This window comes from uncultured Aquincola sp., from assembly GCF_964001545.1.
GTDB lineage: Bacteria > Pseudomonadota > Gammaproteobacteria > Burkholderiales > Burkholderiaceae_C > Aquincola.
Genome location: NZ_CAXFDV010000412.1, coordinates 1 through 3,281 on the forward strand (window position 1 = coordinate 1; position 3,281 = coordinate 3,281).

At 65.5% G+C, this 3,281-nt stretch carries 3 protein-coding genes; all 3 read left to right on the forward strand.

Features of this window, described 5'->3' with window-relative positions; genetic code table 11:
• Positions 1–1,281: F0F1 ATP synthase subunit alpha (gene atpA, locus ABNT58_RS14070; RefSeq protein WP_348754090.1), on the forward strand; the 1,281-nt coding region annotated here is incomplete at its 5' end.
• Between the two features lie 12 nt (positions 1,282–1,293).
• The gene (gene atpG / locus ABNT58_RS14075; RefSeq protein ID WP_348754091.1) at positions 1,294–2,172 is read left to right on the forward strand and encodes a F0F1 ATP synthase subunit gamma; all 879 of its coding nucleotides are present in this window, start codon (positions 1,294–1,296) and stop codon (positions 2,170–2,172) included.
• 23 nt (positions 2,173–2,195) lie between these two features.
• A partial coding sequence (gene atpD, locus ABNT58_RS14080; RefSeq protein ID WP_348754092.1) for a F0F1 ATP synthase subunit beta occupies positions 2,196–3,281 on the forward strand: 1,086 nt, incomplete at its 3' end.

Sequence of the window (3,281 nt, forward strand, 5' to 3'; positions counted from 1 at the left end):
ACCGTCAAGTGCACGGGCCGCATCCTGGAAGTGCCGGTCGGCCCCGAGCTGATCGGCCGCGTGGTCAACGCGCTGGGTCAGCCCATCGACGGCAAGGGCCCGATCAACGCCAAGCTGACCGACGTGATCGAGAAGGTCGCCCCGGGCGTGATCGCCCGTAAGTCGGTGGACCAGCCGGTGCAGACCGGCCTGAAGTCGATCGACTCGATGGTGCCCGTCGGCCGTGGCCAGCGCGAGCTGATCATCGGCGACCGCCAGACCGGCAAGACCGCCGTCGCCATCGACGCGATCATCAGCCAGAAGGGTCAGAACATGACCTGCATCTACGTCGCGATCGGCCAGAAGGCTTCGTCGATCAAGAACGTGGTGCGCGCGCTGGAGCAGGCCGGTGCGATGGAGTACACCATCGTCGTGGCGGCCTCGGCCTCCGAATCGGCGGCGATGCAGTACGTGTCGGCCTACTCGGGCTGCACGATGGGCGAGTACTTCCGCGACCGCGGCCAGGACGCCCTGATCGTCTATGACGACCTGTCCAAGCAGGCCGTGGCCTACCGTCAGGTGTCGCTGCTGCTGCGCCGCCCGCCGGGCCGCGAAGCTTTCCCTGGCGACGTGTTCTATCTCCACAGCCGCCTGCTGGAGCGTGCCGCCCGCGTGAACGCCGACTACGTCGAAGCCTTCACCAAGGGTGAGGTCAAGGGCAAGACCGGCTCGCTGACCGCGCTGCCGATCATCGAAACGCAGGCCGGCGACGTGTCCGCCTTCGTGCCGACCAACGTGATCTCGATCACCGACGGCCAGATCTTCCTGGAAACCAGCCTGTTCAACGCCGGTATCCGCCCCGCCATCAACGCCGGTATCTCGGTGTCGCGCGTCGGTGGTGCCGCCCAGACCAAGCTGATCAAGGGCCTGTCCGGCGGTATCCGTACCGACCTGGCGCAGTACCGTGAACTGGCTGCGTTCGCGCAGTTCGCTTCCGACCTGGACGCCGCCACCCGCAAACAGCTGGACCGCGGTGCCCGCGTGACCGAACTGCTGAAGCAGGCGCAGTACTCGCCGCTGCCCATCAGCCTGATGGGCGCGACGCTGTTCGCGGTCAACAAGGGCTACATGGACGACGTCGACGTCAAGAAGATCCTGGCGTTCGAACACGGCCTGCACCAGCACCTGAAGACCAGCCATGCCGCTCTGCTGCAGACGCTGGAATCCGAGAAGGCGCTGAGCAAGGACTCCGAAGCCAAGCTGACCGACGCGATCGCTTCGTTCAAGAAGTCGTTCGCCTAACAGGAGCCCGAGATGGCTGTCGGCAAGGAAATACGCGGCAAGATCAAATCGGTGGAGAACACCAAGAAGATCACCAAGGCCATGGAAATGGTCGCCGCTTCCAAGATGCGCAAGGCGCAGGACCGGATGCGCGGCGCGCGTCCGTACAGCGACAAGATCCGCAACATCACGGCCAACCTGTCGAACGCGAATCCCGAGTACCAGTCGGCCTACATGCGGACCGACGGCACGTCGAAGGTGGCGGGTTACATCGTCGTCACCACCGACAAGGGCCTGTGCGGTGGCCTGAACACCAACGTGCTGCGCGCCGTCACGGCCCGCATGCGTGAAGACCAGGCCGCCGGCAACAAGGTGCAGGCGGTGGCGATCGGCAACAAGGGCTACGGCTTCCTGAACCGGATGAGCGTGCCCGTGGTCAGCCACGCCGTGCAGCTGGGCGATGCGCCCGTGCTCGAGAAGCTGATCGGCCCGGTCAAGGTGATGCTGGACGCCTTCATCGAAGGCAAGGTCGACAAGGTCTACCTCTGCTACACCCGCTTCATCAACACGATGCGGCAGGAGCCGGTGGTCGAGCAGCTGCTGCCGCTCGACGGCTCGCGCCTGGCGCAGTCGGCCGAAGAGAAGCAGGCCTACGGCTGGGACTACATCTACGAGCCCGATGCCGCGACGGTGATCGACGAGCTGCTGACCCGCTACGTCGAGGCGCTGGTCTACCAGGCGGTGGCCGAGAACATGGCGTCGGAGCAATCGGCCCGCATGGTTGCGATGAAGGCCGCCACCGACAACGCCGGCAACCTGATCGGTGAGCTGAAGCTGGTCTACAACAAGACCCGCCAGGCGGCGATCACGAAGGAACTCTCCGAGATCGTCAGCGGCGCCGCTGCAGTGTGACGGAAAAGATTAAAGGAACTGACATGACGCAAGCCCAAGGCAAGATCGTCCAATGCATCGGCGCGGTGGTGGACGTTGAATTTCCCCCGCAGAACATGCCGCGCGTGTACGACGCGCTCAAGATGGAAGGCTCGGCGCTGACGCTGGAAGTGCAGCAGCAGCTGGGCGACGGCGTGGTGCGTACCATCGCCCTCGGTTCGTCCGACGGCCTGCGCCGCGGCACCATGGTCTACAACACCGGCGCCGCCATCTCGGTGCCGGTGGGCCAGGCCACTCTGGGCCGCATCATGGACGTGCTGGGCAACCCGATCGACGAGCGCGGTCCGGTGAGCCAGGAACTGACGGCCTCGATCCACCGCAAGGCCCCCACGTACGACGAACTGTCGCCCTCGACCGAGCTGCTGGAAACCGGCATCAAGGTGATCGACCTGATCTGCCCGTTCGCCAAGGGCGGCAAGGTGGGTCTGTTCGGCGGTGCCGGCGTCGGCAAGACTGTGAACATGATGGAGCTCATCAACAACATCGCCAAGGCGCACAGCGGCCTGTCGGTGTTTGCGGGCGTGGGCGAGCGTACCCGTGAGGGCAACGACTTCTATCACGAGATGGCCGACTCGGGCGTGGTCAACCTGGAGAGCCTGCCGGACTCCAAGGTGGCCATGGTCTACGGCCAGATGAACGAGCCGCCGGGCAACCGCCTGCGCGTGGCCCTGACCGGCCTGACCATCGCCGAGTCGTTCCGCGACGAAGGCCGTGACGTGCTGTTCTTCGTGGACAACATCTACCGCTACACGCTGGCCGGTACCGAAGTGTCCGCACTGCTGGGCCGTATGCCTTCCGCCGTGGGCTACCAGCCGACGCTGGCCGAGGAAATGGGCCGCCTGCAAGAGCGCATCACCTCGACCAAGGTGGGCTCGATCACCTCGATCCAGGCCGTTTACGTGCCTGCGGACGACCTGACCGACCCGTCGCCTGCCACCACCTTCGCCCACCTGGACGCCACCGTGGTGCTGTCGCGTGACATCGCCGCGCTGGGCATCTACCCCGCCGTGGACCCGCTGGACTCGACCTCGCGCCAGGTCGACCCCAACGCGGTGGGCGAGGAGCACTAC